A 25870-nucleotide genomic window follows, 5' to 3' on the forward strand; every position below is an offset into this window, starting at 1 on the left:
ATCAGACCTGAGCCAGGTCTGATTCGCGGTGCTTTCACCTGCGCAGCGCTCTATAGTCAGCGGCACGACTATTGTGGAGCCTTGTGTGCATGAAAACCCTCTTGCTGATTGGCATGGGCGCGGGTGACCCCGAGCACATCACTGTGCAAGCGATTAACGCGCTGAACCGTGCCGACGTCTTCTTTGTTCTGGACAAAGGTCAGACAACTCACGACCTGGTGCGCTTGCGGCTTGAGATTTGCCAGCGTTACATCCGTGAGCCGTCGTACCGCGTGGTGCAGGTCAGCGATCCGAAACGCGACAGTTCAACGCCGTCCTACACCGCTGGCGTTGAGCATTGGCACGCGCAACGGGCCGAGGTCTTCACCCGCCTGATCGAAGACCAACTGGCAGAAGGCGAGTGCGGGGCTTTTCTGTTATGGGGCGAGCCGGGGCTGTATGACAGCACCTTGCGCATACTCGATCGGGTCCGCGCACACGGCTGTAACGGTTTTGACTATGAAGTGATCCCCGGTATCAGCAGCGTTCAGGCACTGGCCGCGCGCCATCGCATCCCCCTGAATGACATCGGCCAACCGATCCGCATCACCACCGGGCGTCAGCTCAGCGCCAACGATCTGGACAACGTGGTGGTCATGCTCGACGCCCACTGTTCATTCGACGCGTTTATTGAGCACGACGTGGACATCTACTGGGGGGCTTACATCGGCACGCAGGATGAAATTCTGATCGCCGGAAAGTTGTCCCAGGTGTGTGAGCAAATCAAACAGGCGAGGGCGCAAGCCCGTCAGCGCAAGGGCTGGGTGATGGACACCTATTTGTTGCGCCGCCGCACCTGAGCACGCTCAAGCGGGAACAAGGCGATTTTTGGCCTCGATCCATTGCGACATGTACTGCGTACTTTTGTGCTGATGATGACGCAGCATGGCGCCGGTAAAGTTGTTGCGCCGATGCGCCTCAAGTTGCGCCAGGCAGGCTTCGATACGCTGAACCAAGGCCGGGCCATGGACGCTGTGCAGGTAGCGCTGAGCCAACAACGCCCGTCCGTTCAACTGGGCCTGATGCCAGGCCGACGGGTTGCGATACAGCTCAACGGCGGCGGCCGCAATGGCGCTGGCGCTTTGCGCAATGGCTCCGGCCCAGGGCATCTCACCGTGCATACCCTCGGCGCCCACCGGCGTGGTGACGTTGGGTGTGCCACACAGCATGGCATCGGCAATTTTGCCTTTGATACCCGCACCAAACCGCAGTGGGGCCAGGCATACCCGTGCGTTGCTCATCACCGCCAACGCATCCTCTGCCCAATTGAGCACGTGAAAACCCTGTGCCGGGTTGTGCAGGGCGGTGGCTTTGGGCGGGGTATAAGCACCGTAGATGTGCAGTTGTGCCATCGGTAGCTGCTGGCGAATCAGCGGCCAGATGCTGGTTTTCATCCATAACACCGCGTCCCAGTTCGGCGCATGGCGAAAGTTGCCAATGCTCAAAAAGTGCTGGCGCTGCTCATACGGCACATACGTCGCGGGCACGGCGTCCACCATCAGCGGGCACGCATGCAGCACGTTTGCGGGAACGTGGAACTGCTCAACCAGCAGGTCGATCTCGTACTCGGAAATCATCAGGCTCAGGTCGCTGCGGTAAATCGCGGCGATTTCACGCTGGGCCAGATCGGTCGCGGCCATCTGCTCGAATGTCTCGCGCGGCGCCGGGGCAAACAGGTCGCTGAAGTCATCCAAATCGGGGTTGTGTTTGAGGCGCGCCTTGAGCTGCTGCTGACGTGCGTCACGCAAGCTCTGCAAGTCTGAGGTTTCCAGCACGCGAAGGGCGTCAGGGCAATGCAGTTCGACCCGCCAGCCGAACTGCTCTTGCATCATGAAACGGTCAAATAACACGATGTGCGGCGCCAGCTGACTGATAAAGGCATCAAAGCTGCTGTTGTTCAGTTCAATGCTGACCTCATCAATGCCCAATGCAGCGAGGTCTGCCTTGTGTTCGCCAATGCCGGCCGGGCTGCTGAAGGTGATATGCCAGCCTTGCTGCAAAAAACTCTCGATGATTTGCATCATGTGCCCGCCCGCCGCGGATGAGCGCGGTTCTGGCCATACGTAACCGATGATCAGAACGCGGGTGGGGGCAGTCGACGGCATGGGGCAGGTCCTTGAAACGCTGAGGCTGAAAAAGGCGGCAATTAGAACACAACAGGGTTGGAGCTAGTCCGCTTTGACGATGATCGCAGTCGATACAGATCGGATTATTCGTCACAGACCGCCCGCGCATTCGCGCTGCGAGAGACTGACGGAGCACGACAGATGGACCCGAATCGAGAAAAAAGTCCGATAGAGCTTGAGCTGCTGCAACGCGCGCGCGACCTGATCCCGGCCCTTAAAAGCCGCAGTGCCCAGGCCGACAAGGACTGCAAACTGCCAGACGCCACGGTTCGCGACTTACAAGCCGCGGGCTTGCTGCGCGCCTTGCAACCCAAGCGCTGGGGCGGCCACGAGGTCGATCTGCGCACTTTTTTTGAAATCCAGATGACGCTGGCTCAAGGCTGTATGTCCACCGCCTGGGTGTTCGGCGTAATGGGCGTGCACCCGTGGCAGTTGGCACGTTACCCGCTGCAGGCGCAGCAGGATGTGTGGGGCCAGGACAGCGCTGCGCTGGTGGCATCCACCTACATGCCGGTGGCCAAGGTCACACCGGTCAAGGGTGGATACCAGATCAGCGGGCGCTGGGGGTTTTCCAGCGGCAGTCAACATGCGCAATGGTGCTTTCTGGGCGGCATTGTGCCGCAAGACGAAACCGGCCCCACCGAACACGGGACGTTCCTGATCCCGGCCAGTGACTACCGCATCGAAGAAAATTGGGATGTATTGGGCCTGCGCGGTAGCGGCAGCCACGACATTGTGATCGAAGACGCTTTTGTGCCCGCGCATCGCGTGCAACGCACCAACAATTTCAGCCTCGAAGCCACGCCTGGGCGGCTGCTCAACACCAACCCCCTGTACGCGATTCCCTTCGCCCAAGTGTTTGCACGCGCCGTGTCGACCTCAGCCATTGGCGCGCTGCAAGGCGCCATCGACGCCTTTCGCGACAACGCGGCCAAACACATTGGCAAGCATGGCGCAAAAACCGCCGAAGACCCGGCGGCGCAGGCGGCCGTGGCCGAAGCCACCATCACGGTCGACGCTCTGAAACTGGTACTGCTGCGCAATTACGCCCACTTGATGGCACTGGCGCAGGCGGGTGAGTACCCGGATGTCGAAACGCGCTTGCTGTATCGGTATCAGTCGTCCCACGTGACTAACGTATGTGCCGACCGGGTCAGCGACCTGCTGCGCTGCATGGCGGCCTCCGGTTTGTATAACGCCAACCCGGTGGCGCGATATTTCCGCGATCTGCATCAGGCCCGTGGGCACATCGCCAATAACGAGGCGGCCTACCGGCGCAGCTACGGCGTGGTGCAACTGGGCCTGCCGAACGCCGACCCGTTTGTGTGAACAGCCGACGGTGCGTTCGTCAGCCTCTCTTTCAGACCTCAGCGCAGGGCAACTCCTAATGACGGCACAAGCTCACACCCAGTCCAGCTATGACGTGATCGTGGTCGGCTCCGGCGCAGGCGCCATGACCTCAGCGCTGTTCGCCGCCGACCAGGGGCTTTCGGTCCTGATCGTCGAAAAAAGTGACCGTTACGGCGGCACCTCCGCCATCTCCGGTGGCGGTATCTGGATCCCTAACAACCATTACTTCAAAGCCCTGGGCGGCAATGACAGCCCTGAACTGTCGATGCAATACCTCAAGGCGGCGACCGGTGAGCACGCAGATGAAGGGCGACTGCGGGCGTATGTGGAGCATGCGCCGCAGATGATCAAAACCCTGACCCAAAACAGCCATGTGCGGTATGCGGTGGCCGACAAGTACCCCGATTACTACCCGCACCTGCCCGGCGCCTTGCCCGGTGGGCGTACGCTGGACCCGGAACTGTTCGACACCAGCCTGCTGGCTGAAGAGTTGCCCAACCTGCGTAAACCCTCACCGTCAACGTTGCTCATGGGCCGTATTGCCTGGACCGCACGCGATGCGCACACCGCTATGGCGCGCAGTTTTGGTTGGCAATGGCTGATCTTCAAATTGATGGCGCGCTACAAGCTGGATTTCAAATGGCGGCGCAAAAGCAAGTACGACCGCCGCGCGGCGCTCGGCAGTTCGCTGGTGGCCTCGTTGCGCCGCTCGCTGATGGACCGCAACGTGCCGCTGTGGCTCAACAGCGACTTTCAGGACGTACTGGTTGAGCAGGGGCGCGTCAGCGGGATCAAGGTACTTACTGGCGGTAAAGTCCTCGAACTCACGGCGCGGCGCGGGGTGATTTTTGGCTCAGGAGGTTTTGAGCAGAACCAGACCTTGCGTGAAAAATTTTTGCCGCAACCCACCCACACCCGATGGAGTGCCACGCCGCCCGGCAACAACACCGGCGCGGCGCTCGAAGCCGGGCTTAACCTCGGCGCGGCAACCGCCTTGATGAACTGGGCCTGGTGGGCCCCGACCATTGCCGTGCCCGGCGAAGAAAAACCGCGCGGGGTGTTTGCCGAGCGCGCGTTTCCCGGCGCCATCGTGGTCAACAGCCTGGGGCAGCGCTTCGTCAATGAAGCGGCGCCGTATCTGGAATTTGTCGACGCCATGTACCAGGACAACCGCAAATCCGCAGGTCGTTCGGTGCCTGCATGGGTGATTTTCGACGGGCATTTTCGCTTCCACTACGCGATGGGGCCGTTGATGCCTGCACAAGTGGTGCCCGACACTCGCTTGCGCAAGGAATGGCTCAACACCGTGTACTGGAAGGCCGACAGCCTGCAAGCACTGGCCGCGCAGATTGACGTGGACGCAGCCGGGCTTGAAAGCACCGTGCACAAGGTCAACCAATACGCGCACACCGGTGTCGACCTGGACTTCGCGCGCGGTGGCAATGTGTTTGACCGCTATTACGGCGACAGCAATATCAAACCTAACCCGTGCCTTGCCCCCCTGCGCAAAGGCCCGTACTACGCCATGCGCCTGGATGCAGGCGATATCGGCACCAAAGGCGGCCTGTTGACCAATCAACATGCACAAGTGGTGCGCGAAGACGGCCAGCCGATTCCCGGTTTGTACGCCATTGGTAACTGTTCGGCCTCGGTCATGGGCACCAGCTACCCCGGCGCAGGCGGCACGCTCGGTCCGGCCATGACCTTCGGCTACATCGCCGCACTCCATCTGGCGGCCAGCGCAGCGCCCTCAGGCCGCACGTTCGCGCCGGTAACAGCGGCCAGTCTGTGACGAGTATTTAAGATGAAGACACCGGCTTACCACACGCTGCGCATCGCGCAGATCGTCACCCAAACAGCGGATTCGTGCTCACTGGTCTTCGACGTGCCGGCAGCACTGCGTGCGCAGTTTGTTTACAAATCCGGGCAGTTCCTGACCTTGCGTGTGCCGTACGAAGGCGGCTGGTTGCCACGCTGCTATTCGTTGTCCAGCTCACCGCTGTGCGACGAACCGCTGCGCGTGACCATCAAGCAAGTGCATGAGGGGCGAGCCTCCAACTGGCTGTGCCAGCAATTGCGCGAAGGCGATTGCCTGGACGTGCTGGCACCGGCCGGGGTATTTGTGCCGCGCCACTTTGACGATGACTTTGTGTTGGTGGGCGGCGGCAGTGGCGTGACCCCGCTGCTGTCGATCCTGCGCTCGGCGCTGATAGCCGGCAGCGGGCGAATCTTATTGATCTACGCCAACCGCGATGAAGCCTCGGTGATCTTCGCCGCTGAACTCAAAGCCCTGGCCAGTGCCCACCCGCAGCGTTTGCAGGTGATTCACTGGCTGGATTCGGTGCAGGGCATTCCCGCCGTCGCGCAGCTGGCCGAAATGGTCCGGCCTTTTGCCCATGCCCAAGCCTTTATCTGCGGCCCCGGCCCGTTCATGGACGCAGCGGTCAGTGCCTTGCACGGCATCGGCATGGCGCACTCACGGGTACACGTCGAACGGTTCGTTTCGTTGCCCGAAGAGGGCAGCGTGAGCACCCCGACCCCGGTCAACACCGACCTCAGCGCCTGCCAAGTGTCAGTGCGCCTCGACGGTCAAGAGTTCGAGGTGCCGTGTGCCAAAGGCGAAACCCTGCTTAACGCCCTGCAACGTGCCGGCTTAAACCCGCCGAGTTCTTGCCTGGTGGGGGCTTGCGCCACCTGCATGTGCACCATGGAACGCGGCAGCGTCGAGATGCTGCGCAACGATGCCCTCGATCAACAGGAACTCAATGACGGTTGGGTACTGGCCTGCCAGTCAATCCCGCGCAGTGAGCAGTTACGCGTGTGTTTTCCCGAATAATTCGCCAGCCGAGTGACCGATGAATTCCAACCTCCCAGTCGTGCCGTCTGCCAGCGTGAACCTGGCGCATTCCATCCCTGAATTGCTGTTCAGCGCCGCCCGTTTACATACCGGGCGCACAGCCATTGAAGAGCACGGGCAACAGACCGATTACCGCGACTTGCCACGCTTGGCGCTGGCCGTCACCCGCAGCCTGATGGCGCAAGGTATTGACAGCGGCGATCGGGTTGCCATCTGGGCACCCAACAGCCGCGACTGGATCATCGCCGCGCTAGGCATCCATTGCGCGGGGGCAGTGCTGGTGCCAATCAACACCCGCATGAAAGGCAATGAAGCGGCCGACATTCTGCAACGCAGTGGCAGCCGCGTACTGTTTGTACAACCCAGCTTCCTGGGTACGGACTATGTGTCATTACTGGCGCCGTATCGTCCGGCCAGCCTTGAACGCATGGTGCTGCTGGGCGAGCCGCAGCTTGCCAGCCCCCGCGACATGGGTTGGGATGAGTTTTTGCTGGCAGGTGCCATCGTCAGCGAATCGAGCGCCCAGGCGCGTGCCGTCAGCGTTAAAAGCACGGACCTGAGCGACTTGCTGTTCACCTCCGGGACTACCGGCAAGCCTAAAGGGGTCATGAGCGCCCACGGGCAAACCCTGCGTGCCTTCAGCGAATACGTGAACGTTATTGGCCTGCGAGCGGGAGACCGCTACCTGGTAATCAACCCGTTTTTTCATGCATTTGGCTACAAAGCCGGCTGGCTGACATGCCTGCTGGCGGGCGCGACCATCCTGCCGCATGCGGTGTTCGATGCTCACGCCGTGTTTGAGCGCATCGCGGCCGAACGCATCACCGTGCTCCCGGGGCCGCCCACCTTGTACCTGACGATGCTGGCGCATCCCAAACTGGCTACCACAGACCTGTCGAGCCTGCGCATTGCGGTGACGGGCGCGGCAACCATCCCGCCGGTGCTGATTGAACGCATGCGCCACGAACTGGGTTTTAAGGTGGTGACCACGGCGTACGGCCTGACCGAATGCGGCGGGTTGGCCACCCTTTGCGATCCGGCAGCCCCGGCCCACACCATCGCCGCCACCAGTGGCAGGGCAATACCCGGCACCGAAGTGAGCATTCGCGATCCGCAAAACATTGCCTTGGCAGCCGGTAGCACCGGCGAAATCTGCCTGCGCGGGTTCCATGTCATGCAAGGGTACTTCGAAGACCCCGACGCCACCGCGCAGACCATCGACCCCGACGGCTGGCTGCACACCGGCGACATTGGGGTGCTGGATGCGGCGGGAAATCTGCGCATCACTGACCGCCTGAAAGACATGTTTATCGTCGGCGGGTTTAACTGCTACCCGGCAGAAATTGAAGCCGGGCTGTTGGAACACCCAGCCATTGCACACGTGGCGGTCATTGGCATACCGGATGAGCGCATGGGGGAGGTGGGGTGTGCATGCGTGGTGCTGCGCCTGGGCCACCCGTTGGATGAGTCGCAGTTGATTGAATGGGCGAGGGCGCACATGGCCAACTACAAAGTACCCAGGCGCGTGACGTTTTTTGAGGCATTGCCGATGAATGCGTCAAATAAAGTGGCGAAGAATGAATTAAGGACAAGGTGCCGTGCTTGAACCCATTCACTCGGCGGCCGATACAAATAACATCAGGCCGCCGGACGCGGCCTGATGTCAGGGCTGGACGTTAAATTTCACTTCGATATATTGTCACCCGAAGGCATATAGAACGCCTGTTGGATTAATCCACAATCTTGTAGGTCGTGGAAAGGGATTTTTCCTCACCGCTCGAAAAAAGCACATAGTAATAAGCTTCAACGGTATCTACACCTTCGAAAGCAACACTATCCACTTTTACTCGCGCCGGCACAGTCTCCGAAGTAATTACTATATCCTTAATTAAGAAACCAACAGACGTGGCCACCCAGGCTTCTACTTTTTGATCTTTTGCAATGCCGGGGTAAATCGGGAGCACAAACTCGCATTTATTAGTGCTGGCATCGCTGCGTTTAATAACATTCCCCTCAGAAGGGACAATAGTCGGTGCTATCAGTGCTTCAGTGGACTGGGTATCCGGGCGCGGTCTTTTACGAATTAAAGTGGCATTGGACATGGTGAAACCCTCGTTATTGAGTTAACACATGCACCCATTGATGTTTAAGCATGCCGTCAATAGCAGACAACGCTGCTTGTCTGGTGCCAGTGCAGGCTAGGCAAGTTAAGCCACGCCGTATACTGTAAAAGTTGACAGTTGACACAGGTGGACGCGGCGATTTTTTATTATCGGCTCCCATGGAGCCATCCACATCCAACAGTTAGAGTCTGCTTTTATATTCAGCGTCTGTTTTCACTCACGCGCGGTGAGTCAACGTCCCTGAGCACGGGAAACACAACGAACTGAGCTACCGCCCCTCAAACCGCGCCATCCGTTTTTCAATAAACGCCTGCATGCCTTCCTTCTGATCCTGCGAAGCAAATAGCAGGGCGTTGGCCTTGCGCTCTAACGCCAATCCAGTCTCCAGCGGTGCATCCATGCCAGCCAACATCACTTCTTTTATTTGCTCGGCAGCCAACGGCGGCATCGCGGCAATCACGCTGGCGAGTTCAAGCGCGTGAGCCTGCACCTGATCGTCGTCCACCAGGTCACTGATCAAGCCTGCGGTCCAGGCCTCCTGTGCCGTAATGGCTTGACCGGTGAGTGCCATGCGCATCGCTTTAACCTTGCCCACGGCCCGCACCAACCGCTGGGTGCCGCCGATACCGGGCATGATGCCGATGCGTATTTCCGGTTGGCTAAAGCGCGCCCCGCGCCCCGCGACAATGATGTCGGCCAGCATCGCCAGTTCACAGCCACCGCCATAGGCGTAGCCACACACGGCTGCAATCACAGGTTTGGGGCAGTGTTGAATCGGTGCCCACAGTCGTTCGGTATGGCGCTGGTAGATATCAATCGGCCCGACCCCGGCCATGCTGTTGATGTCGCCCCCGGCGGCAAACACCCGCTCGCCGCCCGTCAGCAGAATGCACCGCACCTGAGGGTTATCGGTCAGCTCAACGAAGTAACGCGATAACAGCGCCTGTAACTCAAGGCTCAGCGCATTGGTCGCCTGCGGGCGATTGAGCCGCAACAAGGCGACGCCCGCGCAGGGGAATTCAAGCAAAACCGGTGCGTTAGAGGGGCCGGACATGGTGTGCCTCGCTATCCAATACTGTCGGTGCAGTGTTGCGTTCACCGGGTTGAGCTTCATCGTCCGTTCAGACGACGAGGGGGGGGCGGCATTGCCCCTAGAGTGGCTCCTACAAAAGCAAAGGAGCGCCTCATGGACCCTCGTTCAGGGCTTGATTACAACGCCAAAGTCGTACTGATCACGGGCGGCACGAAAGGCATCGGCGCAGGCATTGCCCGCAGTTTTTTGCACGCCGGGGCGCAGGTGATTGTGTGTGCCAGGGCGGCGCCCGACGAACTGCCGCAAGCCGGATCGGCACAGGCAGTGTTCATCGCCAGCGACGTGCGTGACCTGGAATCTGTGAAGGCATTATTTGAGCGCATTCGCGCTGACTTCGGCCGACTCGATGTGCTGATCAACAACGCCGGTGGCAGCCCCGCCACCGAAGCTGCCAGCGCTTCGCCGCGTTTTCACGAGAGCATCATCCGGCTCAATCTCATCGCGCCTTTGAATGTTGCGCAGCAGGCCAATGCCCTGATGCAACAGCAAGACGAGGGCGGCTGCATCGTTTTTATCGGCAGCATCAGCGCCTTGCGTGCATCCCCCGGCACAGCCGCCTACGGCGCTGCCAAGGCGGGGGTGTTGGCGCTGGTGCAGTCACTGGCCGTGGAATGGGCGCCCAAAGTGCGGGTGGTGGCGGTCAGTCCGGGCCTGGTGCGCACCGAACAATCGCACCTGCACTACGGCGACGAACAGGGCGTGGCGGCAGTCAGCGCCGGGATACCGGCCGGGCGCATGGCGCTGCCTGAGGACATTGGCAATGCGTGCCTGTTTATCGCATCGCCGATGGCGGGGTATGCCAGCGGTTGCAATCTGCTGCTGCACGGCGGCGGCGAGCGGCCGGCTTTTCTGGGTGCCGCGCACAGCGCCGGGCACTGATCGAGGGTGTACGGCGACCCGCGGTTGCCGCTTTCAACAGGTAGGAGACGAACGTGGCTGATGCTCAATTACTGACCGAGGTGCGCGCCCTGGTGGGGCGTGAATATGGGCGTGTGTATGCCTGGGACGAGATCAATGCACCGATGATTCGCCAATGGTGCGAAATCATGGGCGTGCACAACCCGCTCTATACCGATGCGGCAGTGGCCGCCAACAGTGCGCAAGATGGGCTGGTGGCGCCGCCTGCCATGTTGCAGGTGTGGTGCATGGAAGGCTTTCACCTGAACAACTACGCACCGGGTTCGACCACCGAAAACCCGTATGAAGTGCTCAAAGTGATCGAGGCTTACGGCTACCCGTCGGTGGTGGCGGTGAACTCCGAACTGAGCTTTGAACGCAACCTGCGCCCGGGTGAAAAGCTCTACTACACCACGCGCCTTGAATCGGTGGGCGATGAGAAAACCACCGGCCTGGGCACCGGTTTTTTCGTCACCTTGGTGATGCGTTATTTCGTGGAACACAAAAGCGGCGACGAGGCGGTCGGCCAACTGCTGTTTCGCGTATTCAAATTCCGCCCGGCCACTGCCCCCGCGGCACCCGCGCCAACGCTCACCGAGCAGCCCACACCGGTTGCTACACGGCCCAAGCCTGGCATGAGCGACGACACGCGGTTTTTCTGGGAAGGCTGCGATGCCGGCAAATTACTCATCCAGCGCTGCACGCAGTGCCACACCTTGCGCCATCCGCCCGCGCCGGTGTGCATCGAATGCCATTCCTTCGACTGGGACAGCGTGCGAGCCAGCGGGCGCGCCAGCCTGTATTCATTCGTCATCATGCATTACCCCCAGGTTGCGCCGTTTGATCATCCCAACCCGATTGGCCTGATCGAACTGGCAGAGGGTGTACGTCTGGTGGCCGGGTTAACGGGCGTGACGCGCGATGAACTGCACATCGGCCAAGCGTTGCAACTGCACTTTCAAACCTTCGACGGCGAGCTGACGTTGCCGATGTTCCGGCCCGCAGCCGAGTGAGGAGGCCAGCATGAATTTCGACATCACCGAGGAACAAAGCGCAATCGCTGAAATGGCGGGCAGTGTGTTTGCCGACTATTGCACCGATGACCGCTTGCGCCAGTTCGATCACAGTGACCAGGCGTTTATGGCACCGCTGTGGCAGTTGTGCGTAGACACCGGCCTACAGGCTTTGGCCATCCCGCTCGCCCAAGGCGGCAGCGGGTTGGGCATGACTGAGCTGATGTGGGTGTTAGAGGCGCAAGGCAAGGCGCTGGGGCAAGTCCCGCTGTGGCGCCATCAACTGGCAGCGGCCACCTTGGCCCATTTTGGCCACCCCGATGTGCAGGCATGGGCGCTGGAGGCGGCCAACGGTCGGGCACTGCTGACGCTGGATCTGAGCGGTCTTGCCAGCGCCCATAGCCTGCAACTGCACGCGCAGCCCACAGATCAGGGTTGGTGCCTGACGGGGCGGGTGAACGCCCTGGCACTGGCCGAGCAAGCACAAGCCGCGTTGCTGCTGGTGAACATTGAGGGGCAGCCACGCCTGGCGCTGGTCGAACTGGTCGCGAGCGCGATCAAGCATGTGCCAGGGCGCATGACCCACGGTGAGGCCATAGCGGACCTGCTCATCGACGACTTGCACCTGCGCGCTGAACACCTGCTACCGGTCGCCGCACTGGGTTGGCTTGAGCCACGCACAACGGCTGCCTTGGCGTCACTGCAACTGGGGGTGAGTGGCGAACAGATTCGTCGCACCGTGGCGTACGTCACTGAACGGCGCCAGTTCGAACGCAGCATCGGCAGTTTTCAGGCCGTGCAAATGAGTATGGCCAATGCCCACATAGCCCTCGAAGCCCTGCGCAGTTGCCTGTGGCAATTGTGTTACCGCCTCGATGCAGGCCTGCCTGCGCCGAGCGAAGCACTGGCCACCGCCTGGCAGGCCTGCGAAGCCGCGCACTTGATCGGGCACAACGCCCAGCACGTGCACGGCGGCATTGGTGTCGACCTGAGCTACCCGATGCACCGTTTTCTCTATTGGAGCCGCGCCTTGAGCTGTGCTTTGGGCGGATCGGCAGCAAGCCTTGAACGCCTCGGCGATTGGCTGAGCCACCACGACACGCTGGGATGGAAATATGACCTTGCAGAACACCAAGCGCTTTGACGACGTGCGCCCCGGCGACACCCTGCCGGAACTGGCGATCCCCATCACCGTGGGCCTGATTAGCGCAGGGGCGATTGCCACGCGCGATTACTTCCCCGGCCACCACGACTTGAATGCCGCGCAGGCACTGGGCTCACCGCACATTTTCATGAACATCCTCACCACCAACGGCCTGGTGCAGCGTTATGTCGAGGCATGGGCCGGGCCACTGGCACGTTTTGCTTCGCTGAAAATCAAGCTGGGCGCGCCGAACTACCCCGGCGACTGCATGACCTTCAACGGCGCGGTGAGCGGCCAGGACGCGGCCACGCGCACGGTTGAAATCACCCTCAGCGGCAAAAATTCCATGGGCAACCACGTGACCGGCACGGTCACGCTGGTTTTGCCCTGACAGCGGGAGACAGCACACATGTCGCAATCGTCACTCAGCGGGCGCGCCGCCATTGTCGGTTTGGGCGCTACCGAATTTTCGAAAAACTCCGGGCGGACCGAACTGCGCCTGGCGCTTGAAGCCACCTTGGCGGCGCTCAAGGATGCGGGCATCAACCCGGCCGACGTGGAAGGGTTCAGTTCCTATTCGGTGGACAAGGTTCCTGAATACGAAATCGCCCGTTTGCTGGGCTGCAAAGACGTCAAGTTCTTCTCGCAGGTGCCCCACGGCGGTGGTGCGGCATGCGCGCCCATCATGCACGCGGCCATGGCCGTGGCCACCGGGGTGGCCAAAGTGGTGGTGGTGTACCGCGCCATGAACGAACGTTCGTGGTACCGCTTTGGCAGCGGCAGCTATGGTTTTGCCTCGACGCCGATTTTCGAAAACGTCAATTACGGTTGGTACATGCCTCACGGCCTGCACACACCCGCCTCCTGGGTCGGCATGTTTGCCCAGCGTTACATGCACACCTATGGCGCCACCTCAGAAGATTTCGGCCGGGTTGCAGTGGCGGTGCGCGACTTTGCGGCCACCAACCCGGCCGCATTCTTTTACGGCAAGCCGATCACCCTGCAAGAGCACCAAGCCTCGCGCTGGATCTGCGAACCGTTGCACTTGCTCGACTGTTGCCAGGAATCTGATGGGGCGGTGGCGATGGTGATCACCTCTGCCGAATACGCCAAAGACCTGCGCCAAAAGCCGGTGATGATCAAGGCTGGCGCCCAGGGCATTACCTCGGGCCAGCAAATCATGACCTCCTTCTACCGCGATGACATCACCGGGCTGCCTGAAATGGGCGTGGTCGCCAAAGAGCTGTACCGCCAGTCAGGGCTGGGCCCGCAGGCACTGCAAACTGCAATCATCTACGACCACTTCACCCCGTTTGTATTGCCGCAACTGGAAGAGTTCGGCCTGTGCGAACGCGGCGAGGCCAAAGCGTTCATTCGCGCAGGCCACCATGCGCGCGGCGGCAAGTTCCCGATCAATACCCACGGCGGGCAACTGGGCGAAGCCTATATCCACGGCATGAACGGCGTGGCCGAGGCCGTGCGCCAAGTGCGCGGCAGCGCGGTGAACCAGGTGGATCACGTAGAAAACGTGTTGGTGACCGCCGGTACAGGCGTGCCCACCAGCGGCTTGATTCTGGGCGCAGCTTAAGGAGCTTCCATGTTCGTCGACCTCACCCCCGAACAGCATGCCCTGCGCCGCACGGTGCGGGACTACTTCCAGAATTTGATGACCCCGGCACTGCGTGAACAGTTGCGTGGTAAAGAAGGCGGCGAGCTGTACCGCGACACCATTCGCCAGATGGGCCGCGACGGCTGGCTGGCCGTGGGCTGGCCCAAGGAGCAGGGTGGCCAGGGGTACGGCCCCACCGAGCAGTTCATCTTTTTTGAAGAGGCCAATATCGCCGGGGCACCGCTGCCTTTTGTGACCATCAGCACCGTGGGCCCGGCCTTGATGGCACACGGCACTGAAGCGCAAAAAGCCCGGTTTTTACCCGGCATCGCCGCTGGTGAAATCATCTTTGCCATCGGCTACTCCGAGCCGGAGGCGGGCAGTGATCTGGCGGTGCTGAAAACCACGGCGCGCGAGCAAGGCGAGCATTTCGTGGTCAACGGCAACAAGCTATGGACCTCGGGCGCCGAATCGGCCGACTACATCTGGCTGGCAGCCCGAACCGACCCGCACAGACCTCGACACAAGGGTGTGTCCATCCTGATCCTCAACACGCGTGCCGAAGGATTTTCGACCACCGTCATTCCCACCACCAGCAACCCTACCGCTGCCACGTATTACGACAACGTGCGTGTGCCCAAGGACATGCTGGTGGGCGAACTGCACGGCGGCTGGAAGCTCATTACCGCACAGCTCAACCATGAGCGGCTGGGCCTGGGCGCGTGGTCAGACAAAGTCGTCGGGCTGTTTCGCCGGGTGTGGTCGTGGGCGCGCGAGGTGGATGAGCAGGGCGCGCGGGCAACCGACAAACCGTGGGTGCGCGCCAATTTGGCCCAGTGCTACGCCCGGCTTGAAGCCATGCGCCTGATCAACCTGCGCATCGCCGCCGACCTTGAGCAGGACCGCATGGACGTGGCGCTGGCCTCAACCACCAAGGTCTATGGCTCGGAGTCGGGGATCGAGATTTTGCGGCTGTTAACTCACATCGTCGGTGCCAACGGCCTGGTGCGCAGCGGTTCGGCGGCTGCCTTGCTGCACGGTGATCTGGAGTACGAAGTGCGCGCCTCGGTGACCCTGACATTTGGCGGCGGCACCAACGAAATCCAGCGCGAACTGATTGCTCAGTTCGGCCTGGGCATGCCGCGCACTCAACGCTGATAACGATTAGGCGTAGCAGCGGTCGAGCACAACCACGCCGCGCGCCATTACAGGGGAATCCCATGAACGCAATTGAGCAGTTCAGAGCACACACCCGCAGTTGGCTGCACGAGAATTGCCCGCCCTCACAACGCCAGGCCATCCCGGAAGGCGAGTTGGTGTGGGGCGCCCGCCAGGTTACGTTTCCAGGCGAGGACGCGCGCCTGTGGTTCGAGCGCATGCGCGACAAGGGCTGGTTTTGCCCAGACTGGCCCGTCGAATACGGGGGAGGCGGGTTGAATCCCGAGCACAATGCGGTGCTCGAAAGCGAGCTGCGTCGCCTTAAGTGCAGGCCAGCGCAAATCAACCTGGGCATCTGGATGCTCGGCCCGGTGCTGCTGGAATTCGGCACCGAGGAGCAGAAAAAAACGCTACTGACGCCGATGGCCCGTGGCCAAGTGCGCTGGTGTCAGGGGTTTTCAGAACCTAACGCCGGCTCTGACCTGGCCAGCCTTAAAACCTCTGCCCTAGATGCCGGCGACCATTTTGTGGTGAATGGCAGCAAGATCTGGACCTCCTACGGCGACAAGTCGGACTGGATGTACGCGTTGGTGCGCACCGACGTCACCGCCAGCAAGCACGCGGGCATCAGCCTGATCGTGCTGGACATGAACAGCCCCGGCGTGAGTGTCGCACCGATTGATTTGATCAGCGGCAAGTCCGCGTTTTGCCAGGTGTTCTTCGATAACGTCCAGGTGCCTAAAAGCCAATTGATTGGCCCGCTCAACGGCGGCTGGAACCTGGCAAAGCGCCTGTTGCAGCACGAGCGCACAGCCATGTCCAAATTCGGCGAATTCAGTTTGCCGACCCATTTCCATCTATTGCCACTGGTGCAGGCGTACATGCCCGCGCCACAGGGGCAGGCGCAACACGCGATCGTGGCGCGTGCGGTGGCCAGCGCCATGAATGAACACGCTTACAACTTGACTGTGCAACGCATGGGCGAAGAGGCCCGCGCCGGTCACGACGTCAGCGGGCTGATGTCGATCATGAAGCTGGTACACACCGAGCAGGAGCGCGACAAGTTCGAAGTGCTGCTGGACATCATGGGCCATCACGCGCTGGGCTGGGACAACGATGCCTTCAGTGCGCAGCAACAGGCCATCACCCGTGGCTGGCTGAACAGTTTTGCCCTGACCATTTCTGGCGGTGCGTCGCAAATCCAGCTCAACGTGATCGCCAAGCGGGTCCTCGGCCTGCCTGACGTGAAGTAAGGAACCCAGCATGACTCTGCTCTATAGCGAAGAACAACGGCTCCTGGCCGACAGCGCCCGCGAGTTCCTGGCCGCGCGCAGCCCCGTGTCACATCAACGCGCCTTGCGTGATGAGCGTCGCGAACACGGTTTTGACCCACACCTGTGGCAAGACGCAGTAGCACTCGGCTGGAGCGCAATCCCGTTCCCCGAGAACCTTGGCGGCCTGGACTTTGGCTGCATGGGGCTGGGGCCGATCTTTGAGTCCATCGGCCATAACCTCAGCGCCTCGCCCTTGCTCTCCAGTGTGGTGCTCAGTGGATCGCTGCTGCACCTGCAAGGCAGCGCCCTGCAACAGGATGTGTGGTTGTCGGCCGTCATCAGCGGTGAACGTCGTATGGCCCTGGCGCTGGATGAGCGCCCCCGTCACGACCCGCAGCACGTGGGTTTGACCGCTGAGCCGCGCGGCCCCGGCTATTGCCTCGACGGCCACAAGTATTTTGTGATCGACGGGGTCGGTGCCGATGCGTATCTGGTGGCGGCACACGCGGGCGATGCCCACACCCCGGATCAAGGCACCAGCTTGTTTCTGGTCCCGGCGGATACACCGGGCCTCACCGTCAGCGCGCTGCCACTGATTGATTCGCGCAACCATGCCCAAGTGCGTTTCGAGCAAGTGCAGGTAGGGCCAGAGGCACTGCTGGGTGAAATCGGCAGCGCGTGGCCAGCCCTGAACACGGCGCTGGACCGGGGACGCGTGTGCTTGGCGGCCGAAATGCTGGGCATGGCGCAAAAACTCTTCGACATGACCCTCGAATACCTTAAAACCCGGGTTCAGTTTGATGTGCCAATCGGTTCGTTCCAGTCACTGCAACACCGGGCGGCGCAGCTGTATGTCGAACTGTCACTGGCGCGCAGTGCAGTCATGGCTGCTCTGGCAGCCCTGGACGATCCGGCGTTGAGTGAGGTGGAGCGTCAACGACTGGCCAGCCTGGCTAAATGGAAGACCGGTGCGATGGCCATCCGCGTGGCCAATGAATCAGTGCAAATGCACGGCGGTATTGGCGTGACCGACGAGCTGGACGTCGGGCTGTTCCTCAAACGCATCCGGGTCGCCCAGGCGTGTCTGGGGGATGCCGATTTTCACTGCGAGCGCTACGCCACGCTGGAGTGCGCGCACGTTTGAGCCATAGGGAGCATAAAAAGATGAAGCTTGAACAATGGCGCAGCGCCTGGCGGCAATTGATTGGCGCAGGCTCGCCCTATGAAGTGTTGACCACGCCAGGCAGCGGCCAGAAGTCCTTTCGTCACACGGCGGCCAACGTCTGGGCAGCCATCGACAGCGGGCGCGTGCACGGCGACCGCGAATTTTTGGTGTGGCAGCAACAGCGGCTCACATTCAACCAGTTTTTTGATCAGGTGGACCGGCTAGCGGGGCAATTGGCCCACCGCTTCGGGGTGCGCCAGGGCGACCGCGTCGCCATCGCCATGCGCAATCAACCGGCGTGGCTGGTGGCATTTTCTGCCATCCAACGCTGCGGCGGGGTCTGTGTGCCGCTCAACAGCTGGGGGCTGCGCGATGAGTTGTTTCATGGCCTGCAAGACAGCAGCGCGCAGGCACTGTTATGCGATGCGCCGCGTTTGCAACTGCTGGCCAGCGATCTGCATGAACAAGGGCTTGCCACACTGGTGGTGGGCGTCGCCGAGTGCACGCCGTTGCAAGCGCATTGCCATCGCCTCGAAGACCTGCTCGCGGCCCCGCAATTGTCAGCCCCGACGTTAAGCGTGAGGGCCGATGACCCCGCCATGATTTTGTACACCTCGGGGACCACACGCTTGGCCAAGGGCGTGCTCTCGACCCACGGGGCTGTGTGTCAGGCGCTGGTGGCGCTGGAGTTTCAGAGCGCATTTTGTGCACTCAGCTCACCCGAGCGCATCCGCGTTGTGGTCAACAGTGGTTATACGCCCACCACCTTGATGGCCGTGCCGCTGTTCCATGTCAGCGGGCTGCATGCGCAGTTTCTACTGGCCCTGCGCAGCGGTCGGCGGCTGGTGCTGATGTACAAATGGGACGTCGAAAACGCGCTGGACCTGATTCGCGATGAGCGCTGCACCCAGTTCAACGGTGCGCCGGTAATGATGCAGCAACTGCTGAACGCGCCGCGGTTTGGCAGCGGCGACACCCGCAGCCTGTTTGGCCTGGGGCTGGGCGGCGCGGCGCCGTCGAGCAGCTTGTTGGCGCACCTGACCCAACGCAAACCTGATGCCATTGGCGGCAGTGGGTACGGGCTGACCGAAAGCAACGGCATCGGCGCGGCCAATGGTGGCGACCCGTTCATTTACAAACCGGCAGCGGCAGGCTGGCCATTGCCCATTGTCGACGTGCGCATCGGTGACAGCCCCGATCAACCGCTGCCCACTGGCGCCAGCGGGCTGATCTGGTTGCGCTCGCCGACCTTGATGAGCGGCTACTGGAACCTGCCTCACGTCAGCGCCCAAACCTTGCGTGATGGTTGGCTCGATACCGGCGACATCGGTCGGCTCGACGACGAGGGTTTCCTGTACATCACCGACCGGGCCAAGGACATGATCAACCGCGGCGGCGAGAAAATTTCCGCCGCCGAAGTGGAGTCCTGCGCCTGTGAAATGCCCGGTGTGCTGGAGGCAGCCGCGTTCGCTGTACCGGACGATGAGCTGGGTGAAGCGGTGTTTCTGGTCGTGCGTGGCGAGCCGGACACGGTCCCGCACAGCGAAGCGCTCAAAGGTTATATGGCCGGGCGACTGGCCAGCTTCAAAGTCCCGGCACACATCCATGTGCAACACACACCGTTTGAACGCAACGCGTCAGGCAAGACCCTCAAGGGCGTGCTCAAGGCGTTGCTGTTAAGCGCCTGATTAGTCTTTGTGGACGATGTGTGCGAGGCCAGATGGCGAAGAATGACGTGACACCCCCAGCAAGTTTTTTCGCGTAGGAGGCAATACATGAAAATAACAAGAACAGGCGTCATGCTCGCAGCCACATTGGCTGTCAATGCGCTGAGCATCGGCGCAGCCCTGGCGCAGGTCAGCCCCGAGGAGGCGGCCAAACTGGGCAAAGAGCTGACCTGTGTCGGCGCTGAGAAGGCCGCCAATGCGGCCGGGACCATTCCGCCCTACACCGGCCAATACCTGGGGGAAGTGCCGGGCTGGCAGCACGTTAAATTCTCCGGTGATCACCCTGTCGATCCGTATGCGGGCGAAAAGCCGATCCTGGTGATTACTGCGCAAAACATGGCGCAATACGCCGACAACCTCACCGAGGGTCAGAAAGCGCTGCTCAAGCGGTATCCGACCACCTACAAAATGAACATCTACCCCGGCCATCGCGACTTTCGCTACCCGGACTACGTGTGCAGTCGCGCGATGAACAATGCCCTGAACGCCAAATTGGTGGATGACGGCATGGGCATAGAAGGGCTTGGGCAAGTGCCATTTCCGATCCCTAAAAGCGGCATGCAAGTGCTGTGGAACCACCAACTCCCGGCCCGCGCCTGGACCGAAGAAAAAACCAGCGACCTGGCCTCGGTGTTGCCCAATGGCAGCATTGGCTGGGGACGGGCGTTCGCCAAAGGGCTGGCACCGGCCAACTCGCCGATCGTTGAGCCCAGCACAGACGCCAAAATTCAGTCCTACACCAACAACACCACCCTCAAACCCGCGCGTGACAACGGGGTAATCAACATTGCCCATGAACCTTACAACTTCAAGACCGACCCGCGTCAAGCCTGGACCTACAGCCCCTCGACCCGGCGCGTGCGCCAGTTGCCGGGCTACGGCTATGACCAACCCATGATCGGCACCAACGGCACCATGACCGTGGACGAAGACCGCTTGTACAACGGTTCCACTGAACGGTTTAGCTGGAAACTGATTGGCAAAAAGGAAATGTACATCCCGGCCAACGCCTTCAAAGCGAACGCAGGCACGGTGAAATACGCGGACATGTTGACGGTCAATCACCCCAATCCTGACTTGATGCGTTACGAGTTGCGGCGCGTCTGGGTGCTCGAAGGCGATTTGAAGGAGGGCTACCGCCATGTGTACGGCAAACGCGTGCTGTTCATTGACGAAGACACGTGGCATGCGGTGCTGGCCGACAACTACGATGCGCGTGGGCAATTGTGGAAACACGCGATGATCAACTACTACTACCACCCGGACATGAGCGCGTGGCAGGCCGGGTCGCAGTTCTTCATGGACCTGAACTCGGGGCAATACACCGGTTACGGCATGACCAACGAGTCGAAAAAAGGCCCGATTCTGAACGAAGGGAAATTCACCATCGACCAATACACCGCTGACGCGGCCAGGGCGATGGGGCGCTAATGTCATTGCGTTGACGACTCATGACCCCAATCACCGGGTTTACGAGCGCTTCGCGCCCGATCGCAGCCTCGTGCCTCGACAGCGACTACAGGGTAGTCGTTGACGAGTAATGCGAGGCTACGTCCGGCGGTGAAACCGTCGTAAAGCCATCCAGCTCGGTGTTGCAGATACACCGCAATCACCAGGTTTACGAGGGCTTCGTACCTCGAGAGCGATTACACGTGTGGCGTTGGCCATTACCGGAAGTCGGCGTACGGTATCAACGGTTCTACCGGCAACGGCAAATTGCCTTGCCAGGTGTCAAACGTATACCGCAGGTACATCAACGCACGGCTGGGTGCGTAGTCGTCGCTGTGTTGGTAGAGCACGCCACCGCCCAACACCAGATTGTCGGTCAACCTGCGCTCAACCAGGCCCTGCAAGCGGTAACCAAAGCCGCTGCTGCTGCCACCCTTGGTTTCACCTCCCATGGCGACACCGTCAAAACCCAGATCAATCACAGCGTCTGAAATTTTCGAATTCAAACCACTCAATGGGTATAAATCGCTTGAGCTGCTGTGCGCATGGGACCAACTCAGCGAGCTTTCGAGTGACACCGACCAGTTAGCCGTCCTGAAGGCATAGTTCAACGGCACGCCAATCGAGTAGTACTCCTGCGGGCTGTAATAACCGCCCTGGCCCAAGGTGTATTCGCTCAGGTCCTTGTCGTACCCCCAATACATCAGGGTCAGGCCGGTGCGCATGCGTTCATCCGCGCGCTCCATCAAACGGTAGTAGTAACCGCCCATTGCGGTGGTTTTGTGGTTGTTCTCGACGTTTTTACCGCGCAACCAGTGTTGACCCAAACTGGCCCATACGCCATCCACGCCACCTTCGTCGTGACTCAGCCCCAATGTGAGGCCATTGGAGGTCACACCACCCCACGTGATCCCGGTGGTGCGGTCCTTGGCGCCAGCATAAGACAGGATCGAGTTACTCAATGGGCGACGCGACCCGGTCAGGGTCCAGCCCAGCGAACCGATTTTGTCACTGTAGGCCACACCCCCCAGCCAGTTGGGCACATCAAAGGTGTCTGGGGTGCGGCCGATGTCGATGTCCCAGGTGTCATTTTTCCAGCCGGTGGCCATCGTGGTGCCACGCGCCGATTGCGAGTGGTTGTCGCACCCCGGATACAGCAGCCGGTTCGAGTCTTTTTGCCGTACGCCGACGCCACAGGTGCCGTATTGCTCGCGCACCTGGCCGTCGGCGTCGGTGTCGAATTTACCGGCGTCCATGTCCAGCTGTTCTGCGCGCACCCAGCCTGTGCCATCGGCAATGGGCAGGTCCAACTGCAAAATGGTGGTCGTGGTGTCGGTGTCCGAGGTGCCTTTGGAGGCATCGTCCGAACGCCAGCCGTAATCGGTGTACAGGTGCACCGTCGGGTTTTGCCGTTGATAGAGGCTGTCCACATCACTGCGCAAGCTGCTGGCCAACCACTCGTCATTGTCTTTGGCACGGCTGGCCAAGGTCATGGCGCGGTTATCCCGCGGTTCGGCTTGTGCAGGGGTCATCAACCCGGCACCGGCCATGCCCTTGGCGTAATAGTCCAGTGCCTGTCGTGGTTGTTTGGCCGCGATCAACCGCGCAGCATCGCGGTACACCACCGGATCAGCCTGCGGGGTTTTGAGCAGTTCGACGAACAACACGCTGGCTTTGTCGGGTTCACCAACCTCAGACCAGGCATTGGCCAGGCGACGTTGCTGCGATGCGCTCAATACAGCTCCCGCTGAGGGTTTGAACTGCGCCAACTGTTGACGCGCTGGCGCCAATTGCTGGTTGGCAATCAGGTTCTCAATCTGGCCCAGATGCGCTTCGGTATTGTCCGGCTGCTTTTGCAACACCTGACTATAGAGGCGCTGCGCTTGATCGTAGTCCCCCCGTTCCTGCGCCCAACCCGCGACCGTCATCAGGTCATCGTTGTTGGGCGCTTGCATCAGCAACGCGATGGCTTGTGGCTCCTGACCCGCCTCGCGCAAACTTTGCGCACGCGCCACCAGCACATTACGGTGCAGGCGCGCGCCCAGCTCGCGCATGGCCTCAGTCCACTGCGGACGCGGCAGTTGTTCCAGCGCGCTTAACGCGCTGGCGTCGCGCTCAGTGCCCGACAGGTACAGCGCGTAGGCATACAGCGCTTCAGGGTTGTGCCCCTGACGGCGTATCAGTTGCTTGAAACTGTCATCGGCGGCGCCCGGCTGGTTGATTTCACGCTGCGCGTTGGCCAGGCGATAGGTCAACCACGGCTCGTCCGGGGTCAGGTTGCGGATTTTGCTGAGTAGCGCGACCACCTGCGGCCAGTCCTTGCGGGCGGTCGCGGTATCGGCCTGCTGGTTGAGTTCATCCAGCTCAAAACCCTGACGCAGGCTGGCGAATTCTTTCTGGCTGGCGGCGGGCAAGCTGTTGAGAAAGGCTTTGGCTTTTTCTGGCGATTGCGCGCTGTACAAACGCACCAGCGCGCGTACTGCGCTGGCGTTACCCGGTTCCAGTTTGCGGGCTTGCAGCAACAAGGCTTCGGCTTGAATGTCGTTGAGTTCGCCGCGAGCGACACCGGCCAGGCCAATCAAGGCATCGGCATCGCCGGGTTTGGCTTTGCGCGCTTGTTCGAAGGCTCTGCGCGCCGTGGCGTAGTCTTTGCGATCCAGTGCTTTGTCGCCCTGACTGAGCAGCATCAAGTAATGACTGGCGTCCATCAGGTCTTGCCATTGGCTCATGAACGAGGTGTCTTGCTCTTTGTTGCGCGCTTTGATGAATGTGGCGTTGGCGTCTTCATAACGACTTTGACGCAGCAGCGCCAAACCCAGTGCGCCGTAAAGGCTTGGATCGTCGGGGTAGCTTTTGATCGCACGGCGCAGCAGACCTTCGGCCACCACCGGGGTGCGTTGCTGCTCGATCATTTGCTTGCCCTGCGCACCCGCCAGCCAGGCCGGGTCCGCCAGCAGGCGCTGTTGGGTGTGCAAGGTTTTGTTGGCCTCAAGCACCGTCGGGGAGGCGGGGTAGCGTTTGATAAACGCCTGCCATGCCTGCACGGTTTTGCGGTCGACGGGCAAGGTGTTGAGGTATTCATACTCTCGATCTGCCGCCGCATTGCTCGCCTGCGGATCGGTGGCCAACTGCTCCAGCACGGCCAGCGCCTCGGGCGCGCGCTTTTCTCTGAACAGCAAATCGACCAGGGTTTGTCGCAAACCGGCGTTGCCGGGGTACTGGCCGTCGAGGGTGCGCAGTTGCTCAATCACCTTGGGCCGTTGGCCGGGAATGTTGCTGCGAATACGCAGGTACTCCAGCGCCGTGGCAAAGTCAGGCGGGGCGTCGCCAAACAGCTGTTCAAAAATGGCTGTCGACTCTTCCGGGCGCCCCGCAGCGGCGAACAATCGCGCCTGTTGCAGGGCTTTTTGACTCTGCGGGTCTTGCAGCTTCATCAGGCTTTGGGCCTGACGTAACGCGCCAGAACCGGGGGCTACTTGCTGCAAATGGTCGAGGCGCTCGCGGGCCAGATCAGGTTTTTTTCCAGCAGCGCCTGACGAATAGACGCCACCAGCGCTTGGGGATTGTTGGGGGCGATGAGTTCCAGTCGCGCCAAAGAATCGCGCACCAGGTCTTCGCGGTACATGGCCTCACCGACTCGCACTTGCTCCAGCAACCATTGTTGTTGTTCTTGCACCGTGGCGGGCTGAGCGAGGGCCGTGGTCGACAATCCCGTGAGCAAAAACGCCCATGTTTTTAGTTTTTGCATGTGTCAATCCAGGCCGGTAGCAGCTGCCCATCCTTGTCAAAGCGATAGCGTTGTTCATCAAAGCCCTGGCCAAACAACACCAATGACTGGTTGTAGTAGGCGTCGGCGGCGGGCGGGTCTTGCTGCAAACGCAACTTTTGCACCGCGTAGGCAGGCGAGTCGCTGCCCGCCAACAGCGGCAACAGTGCCGCCGAGAACCCGGCAGGGCCTTTGCCGGTGTATTGACCGCTCAGTGCATCCACACTTTCCGGGGGGTAGCCCAAGGTTTGGGTGAGGCTGACCATCGGCGCAAAATGCTCTTGCAAGACTTTGCGCCGGGGAGCGTCCTGGGCCAGCATGCCGATCCACAGATACACGCGGATCGCATCGTAGTCGCCCGCGCTGCCGTCCTTGCTGTCAGGGGCCCAGCCGCTACCGGCTTTCCACAGCAGCCAGTCCGGGGCAAACCCCTTGGGCGAGCCTTCGATCAGCACACGCTGCTGATTGGCCGCCAACTCGCTCCAGACCGGCGACAGTTGGCTGAACCGCGCCAGTAACTGCGGCGGCAAGTAGCTGGGGTTGAGCCGCCAGCCCTCAGGGTTGTCAAAACCCAAGTCGCCTGGCAACAACATCAACCCCAGCTTGGGCAGTTTGCGCAGGCTTTGTGCGGCGCTGCGCCACAGCATGTTTTGCCCCATTGCGCTGTACTCGGGCACCTGCCACAGGCGCCCGGCTTCCAGCAGGCTGTAGGCAATCCACAAGTCGGCATCGGTGGCGTTGTTGCTGTCGAGCACTTGCCATTTGCCCGCCTTGGAGCGTCCCCACAACCAGGCCGGTAAGTGCGCTTCAAGGCTGCCATCGGCCAGGTTGTTACGGGTCCACTTCAAGATCTTCGCGAAGCTGGCCTGATCGTTGGCCAGCAAGGCGAAAAACAAGCCGTAACTCTGGCCCTCCGACGTGGTGATCAACTGCTCGGAAGAGCGGTCGATGATGCGCCCGTCGCTGCTCATCATGGCTTTTTTGTAGCTGTCCCAGGCTGGCCAGTCACAGCTGGCCGCGCTCGCCAGTGCAGGCAAACCGAGGGTCAAGGTTAGGGCGAGCGCGGCAAAGGGCTTCATG

Annotated in this window: 21 protein-coding genes; 15 read left to right on the forward strand and 6 right to left on the reverse strand. The window is 61.0% G+C overall.

Going from position 1 to position 25870, the window contains the following annotated elements; all coding sequences use genetic code 11:
• Positions 1–89: 89 nt before the first annotated feature.
• On the forward strand, positions 90–839 hold the full coding sequence (gene cobF, locus ACP7A4_RS19315) for a precorrin-6A synthase (deacetylating) (protein ID WP_426247969.1): 750 nt from the start codon (positions 90–92) through the stop codon (positions 837–839).
• 6 nt (positions 840–845) lie between these two features.
• On the opposite strand, the gene ACP7A4_RS19320 is transcribed toward cobF, so the two are convergent.
• The gene (locus ACP7A4_RS19320; RefSeq protein WP_426247970.1) at positions 846–2144 is read right to left on the reverse strand and encodes a glycosyltransferase; all 1299 of its coding nucleotides are present in this window, start codon (positions 2142–2144) and stop codon (positions 846–848) included.
• Between the two features lie 162 nt (positions 2145–2306).
• Between ACP7A4_RS19320 and ACP7A4_RS19325 the strand changes: the two genes are divergently transcribed.
• From ACP7A4_RS19325 to ACP7A4_RS19340, 4 genes are read left to right on the forward strand one after another with little or no spacing between them, the layout of a single operon-like run.
• The gene (locus ACP7A4_RS19325; RefSeq protein ID WP_426247971.1) at positions 2307–3494 is read left to right on the forward strand and encodes an acyl-CoA dehydrogenase family protein; all 1188 of its coding nucleotides are present in this window, start codon (positions 2307–2309) and stop codon (positions 3492–3494) included.
• Between the two features lie 58 nt (positions 3495–3552).
• On the forward strand, positions 3553–5307 hold the full coding sequence (locus tag ACP7A4_RS19330; RefSeq protein WP_203303380.1) for an FAD-dependent oxidoreductase: 1755 nt from the start codon (positions 3553–3555) through the stop codon (positions 5305–5307).
• 12 nt (positions 5308–5319) lie between these two features.
• Positions 5320–6351 carry a ferredoxin--NADP reductase gene (locus ACP7A4_RS19335; RefSeq protein ID WP_203303379.1) on the forward strand — a complete coding sequence of 344 codons (1032 nt, stop codon included), beginning with the start codon at positions 5320–5322 and terminating at the stop codon, positions 6349–6351.
• Between the two features lie 19 nt (positions 6352–6370).
• Positions 6371–7978 carry a FadD3 family acyl-CoA ligase gene (locus ACP7A4_RS19340; RefSeq protein ID WP_426247972.1) on the forward strand — a complete coding sequence of 536 codons (1608 nt, stop codon included), beginning with the start codon at positions 6371–6373 and terminating at the stop codon, positions 7976–7978.
• Between the two features lie 124 nt (positions 7979–8102).
• On the opposite strand, the gene ACP7A4_RS19345 is transcribed toward ACP7A4_RS19340, so the two are convergent.
• The gene (locus tag ACP7A4_RS19345; RefSeq protein WP_203303377.1) at positions 8103–8474 is read right to left on the reverse strand and encodes a hypothetical protein; all 372 of its coding nucleotides are present in this window, start codon (positions 8472–8474) and stop codon (positions 8103–8105) included.
• Positions 8475–8763: 289 nt separating this feature from the next.
• Positions 8764–9549, reverse strand: coding sequence for an enoyl-CoA hydratase (locus ACP7A4_RS19350; protein WP_203303376.1), 786 nt, complete (start codon positions 9547–9549; stop codon positions 8764–8766).
• A gap of 132 nt (positions 9550–9681) precedes the next feature.
• Here ACP7A4_RS19350 and ACP7A4_RS19355 point away from each other — a divergent pair, with 132 nt between their 5' ends.
• From ACP7A4_RS19355 to ACP7A4_RS19400, 10 genes are all read left to right on the forward strand, one after another.
• The gene (locus tag ACP7A4_RS19355; protein WP_203303375.1) at positions 9682–10467 is read left to right on the forward strand and encodes an SDR family oxidoreductase; all 786 of its coding nucleotides are present in this window, start codon (positions 9682–9684) and stop codon (positions 10465–10467) included.
• A gap of 53 nt (positions 10468–10520) precedes the next feature.
• Positions 10521–11498: a bifunctional MaoC family dehydratase N-terminal/OB-fold nucleic acid binding domain-containing protein gene (locus ACP7A4_RS19360; RefSeq protein WP_426247973.1), complete on the forward strand. Its 978-nt coding sequence runs from the start codon at positions 10521–10523 to the stop codon at positions 11496–11498.
• A 10-nt stretch (positions 11499–11508) separates the two neighbouring features.
• Positions 11509–12642, forward strand: coding sequence for an acyl-CoA dehydrogenase family protein (locus ACP7A4_RS19365; protein WP_426247974.1), 1134 nt, complete (start codon positions 11509–11511; stop codon positions 12640–12642).
• Positions 12614–13033: a MaoC family dehydratase gene (locus tag ACP7A4_RS19370; protein WP_059761593.1), complete on the forward strand. Its 420-nt coding sequence runs from the start codon at positions 12614–12616 to the stop codon at positions 13031–13033. Before ACP7A4_RS19365 ends, ACP7A4_RS19370 begins: the two co-directional genes overlap by 29 nt.
• 18 nt (positions 13034–13051) lie before the next feature.
• Positions 13052–14230, forward strand: coding sequence for a lipid-transfer protein (locus tag ACP7A4_RS19375; RefSeq protein ID WP_059761592.1), 1179 nt, complete (start codon positions 13052–13054; stop codon positions 14228–14230).
• A 9-nt stretch (positions 14231–14239) separates the two neighbouring features.
• A complete protein-coding gene (locus tag ACP7A4_RS19380) occupies positions 14240–15409 on the forward strand; it encodes an acyl-CoA dehydrogenase family protein (RefSeq protein ID WP_426247975.1) in 1170 nt (389 codons plus the stop codon).
• A 62-nt stretch (positions 15410–15471) separates the two neighbouring features.
• Complete coding sequence (locus ACP7A4_RS19385) at positions 15472–16662, forward strand: acyl-CoA dehydrogenase family protein (RefSeq protein ID WP_203303371.1); 1191 nt, start codon at positions 15472–15474, stop codon at positions 16660–16662.
• A gap of 10 nt (positions 16663–16672) precedes the next feature.
• On the forward strand, positions 16673–17827 hold the full coding sequence (locus tag ACP7A4_RS19390; protein WP_059761589.1) for an acyl-CoA dehydrogenase family protein: 1155 nt from the start codon (positions 16673–16675) through the stop codon (positions 17825–17827).
• Positions 17828–17847: 20 nt separating this feature from the next.
• Entirely contained in the window at positions 17848–19536 is a 1689-nt protein-coding gene (locus ACP7A4_RS19395; RefSeq protein WP_426247976.1) for a class I adenylate-forming enzyme family protein, read from the forward strand.
• An 87-nt stretch (positions 19537–19623) separates the two neighbouring features.
• A complete protein-coding gene (locus ACP7A4_RS19400; protein ID WP_256209643.1) occupies positions 19624–21006 on the forward strand; it encodes a DUF1329 domain-containing protein in 1383 nt (460 codons plus the stop codon).
• A 236-nt stretch (positions 21007–21242) separates the two neighbouring features.
• On the opposite strand, the gene bcsC is transcribed toward ACP7A4_RS19400, so the two are convergent.
• The 3 genes from bcsC to bcsZ are packed head-to-tail and all read right to left on the reverse strand — an operon-like array spanning position 21243 to position 25869.
• Positions 21243–24509, reverse strand: coding sequence for a cellulose synthase complex outer membrane protein BcsC (gene bcsC, locus ACP7A4_RS19405; protein WP_426247977.1), 3267 nt, complete (start codon positions 24507–24509; stop codon positions 21243–21245).
• On the reverse strand, positions 24497–24772 hold the full coding sequence (locus tag ACP7A4_RS19410; protein ID WP_426247978.1) for a hypothetical protein: 276 nt from the start codon (positions 24770–24772) through the stop codon (positions 24497–24499). Before ACP7A4_RS19410 ends, bcsC begins: the two co-directional genes overlap by 13 nt.
• Positions 24760–25869: a cellulose synthase complex periplasmic endoglucanase BcsZ gene (gene bcsZ / locus ACP7A4_RS19415; protein WP_426247979.1), complete on the reverse strand. Its 1110-nt coding sequence runs from the start codon at positions 25867–25869 to the stop codon at positions 24760–24762. The genes ACP7A4_RS19410 and bcsZ overlap by 13 nt, the downstream gene beginning before the upstream one ends.
• Between the last annotated feature and the right edge of the window lies 1 nt (position 25870).

The organism is Pseudomonas sp. TWR3-1-1, from assembly GCF_049896545.1.
Lineage (GTDB): Bacteria > Pseudomonadota > Gammaproteobacteria > Pseudomonadales > Pseudomonadaceae > Aquipseudomonas > Aquipseudomonas weihenstephanensis.

Coding starts and splice junctions, on each gene's coding strand:
- ACP7A4_RS19330 (WP_203303380.1), top strand. CDS start 3,553: ATGACGGCACAAGCTCACACCCAGTCCAGCTATGACGTGATCGTGGTC.
- ACP7A4_RS19375 (WP_059761592.1), top strand. CDS start 13,052: ATGTCGCAATCGTCACTCAGCGGGCGCGCCGCCATTGTCGGTTTGGGC.
- ACP7A4_RS19345 (WP_203303377.1), bottom strand. CDS start 8,474: ATGTCCAATGCCACTTTAATTCGTAAAAGACCGCGCCCGGATACCCAG.
- ACP7A4_RS19395 (WP_426247976.1), top strand. CDS start 17,848: ATGAAGCTTGAACAATGGCGCAGCGCCTGGCGGCAATTGATTGGCGCA.
- ACP7A4_RS19410 (WP_426247978.1), bottom strand. CDS start 24,772: ATGCAAAAACTAAAAACATGGGCGTTTTTGCTCACGGGATTGTCGACC.
- ACP7A4_RS19385 (WP_203303371.1), top strand. CDS start 15,472: ATGAACGCAATTGAGCAGTTCAGAGCACACACCCGCAGTTGGCTGCAC.
- ACP7A4_RS19350 (WP_203303376.1), bottom strand. CDS start 9,549: ATGTCCGGCCCCTCTAACGCACCGGTTTTGCTTGAATTCCCCTGCGCG.
- ACP7A4_RS19400 (WP_256209643.1), top strand. CDS start 19,624: ATGAAAATAACAAGAACAGGCGTCATGCTCGCAGCCACATTGGCTGTC.
- ACP7A4_RS19390 (WP_059761589.1), top strand. CDS start 16,673: ATGACTCTGCTCTATAGCGAAGAACAACGGCTCCTGGCCGACAGCGCC.
- ACP7A4_RS19340 (WP_426247972.1), top strand. CDS start 6,371: ATGAATTCCAACCTCCCAGTCGTGCCGTCTGCCAGCGTGAACCTGGCG.
- ACP7A4_RS19335 (WP_203303379.1), top strand. CDS start 5,320: ATGAAGACACCGGCTTACCACACGCTGCGCATCGCGCAGATCGTCACC.
- ACP7A4_RS19380 (WP_426247975.1), top strand. CDS start 14,240: ATGTTCGTCGACCTCACCCCCGAACAGCATGCCCTGCGCCGCACGGTG.
- ACP7A4_RS19320 (WP_426247970.1), bottom strand. CDS start 2,144: ATGCCGTCGACTGCCCCCACCCGCGTTCTGATCATCGGTTACGTATGG.
- ACP7A4_RS19355 (WP_203303375.1), top strand. CDS start 9,682: ATGGACCCTCGTTCAGGGCTTGATTACAACGCCAAAGTCGTACTGATC.
- bcsZ (WP_426247979.1), bottom strand. CDS start 25,869: ATGAAGCCCTTTGCCGCGCTCGCCCTAACCTTGACCCTCGGTTTGCCT.
- ACP7A4_RS19365 (WP_426247974.1), top strand. CDS start 11,509: ATGAATTTCGACATCACCGAGGAACAAAGCGCAATCGCTGAAATGGCG.
- ACP7A4_RS19370 (WP_059761593.1), top strand. CDS start 12,614: ATGACCTTGCAGAACACCAAGCGCTTTGACGACGTGCGCCCCGGCGAC.
- cobF (WP_426247969.1), top strand. CDS start 90: ATGAAAACCCTCTTGCTGATTGGCATGGGCGCGGGTGACCCCGAGCAC.
- ACP7A4_RS19325 (WP_426247971.1), top strand. CDS start 2,307: ATGGACCCGAATCGAGAAAAAAGTCCGATAGAGCTTGAGCTGCTGCAA.